1 protein-coding gene is annotated in these 1184 nt (G+C 69.6%); it reads left to right on the forward strand.

All coding sequences use genetic code 11. The features are described 5' to 3' along the window. The first annotated feature begins 1 nt into the window (after position 1). A complete protein-coding gene (locus tag GDH07_RS32190) occupies positions 2-1180 on the forward strand; it encodes an acetyl-CoA C-acetyltransferase (RefSeq protein WP_022641052.1) in 1179 nt (392 codons plus the stop codon). Positions 1181-1184 lie beyond the last annotated feature (4 nt).

The raw sequence follows: 1184 nt of genomic DNA on the forward strand, positions 1-1184 counted from the left end.
CATGCAAGACGTCGTAATCGTTGCCGCTACCCGCACCGCCGTGGGCACCTTCCAGGGCTCGCTGGCGGCCATTCCCGCCGTCGACCTCGGCGCCGCGGTGATCCGCCAACTGCTGGCCCAGACCGGCATCGACCCGGCCCAGGTCGACGAAGTCATCATGGGCCAGGTGCTCACCGCCGGCGCCGGGCAGAACCCCGCACGCCAGGCCGCGATCAAGGCCGGCCTGCCCCATGCCGTGCCCGCCATGACCCTGAACAAGGTCTGCGGCTCCGGCCTCAAGGCCCTGCACCTGGCCGCCCAGGCCATCCGCTGCGGCGACGCCGAGGTGATCATCGCCGGCGGCCAGGAGAACATGAGCCTGGCCAACTACGTCCTGCCCGGCGCCCGCACCGGCCTGCGCATGGGCCACAGCCAGATGATCGACTCCATGATCAGCGATGGCCTGTGGGATGCCTTCAACGACTATCACATGGGCATCACCGCCGAGAACCTGGTGGAAAAATACGGCATCACTCGTGAAGCCCAGGACGCCTTCGCCGCCGACTCCCAGCGCAAGGCCGCCGCGGCCATCGAGGCCGGGCGCTTCGTCGACGAGATCACCCCGATCCAGATTCCCCAGCGCAAGGGCGAGCCCGTCACCTTCGCCACCGACGAACAACCCCGCCCCGGCACCACCGCCGAGGCCCTGGCCAAGCTCAAGCCGGCGTTCAAGAAAGACGGCAGCGTCACCGCCGGCAACGCCTCGGCGCTGAACGACGGTGCCGCCGCCGTGATCCTGATGAGCGCCAGCAAGGCGCGGGCCCTGGGCCTGCCGGTACTGGCGAAGATCGCCGCCTACGCCAACGCCGGGGTCGACCCGGCGATCATGGGCATCGGCCCGGTCTCGGCCACCCGTCGCTGCCTGGAAAAGGCCGGCTGGAGCCTGGAGCAACTGGACCTGATCGAAGCCAACGAAGCCTTCGCCGCGCAGTCGCTGTCGGTGGCCAAGGAGCTTGCATGGGACCCGGCCAAGGTCAACGTCAACGGCGGCGCCATCGCCATCGGCCACCCCATCGGCGCGTCGGGCTGCCGGGTGCTGGTGACCCTGCTGCATGAAATGATCAAGCGCGATGCCCACAAGGGCCTGGCGACCCTGTGCATCGGCGGCGGCCAGGGCGTGGCCCTGGCGATCGAGCGCTAACCCC

The sequence above is a fragment of the Pseudomonas piscis genome, from assembly GCF_009380155.1.
Classification (GTDB): domain Bacteria; phylum Pseudomonadota; class Gammaproteobacteria; order Pseudomonadales; family Pseudomonadaceae; genus Aquipseudomonas; species Aquipseudomonas piscis.

Bases quoted from the DNA above. Each gene is read 5' to 3' on its own strand.
- GDH07_RS32190 (WP_022641052.1), top strand. From the start codon at position 2: ATGCAAGACGTCGTAATCGTTGCCGCTACCCGCACCGCCGTGGGCACC.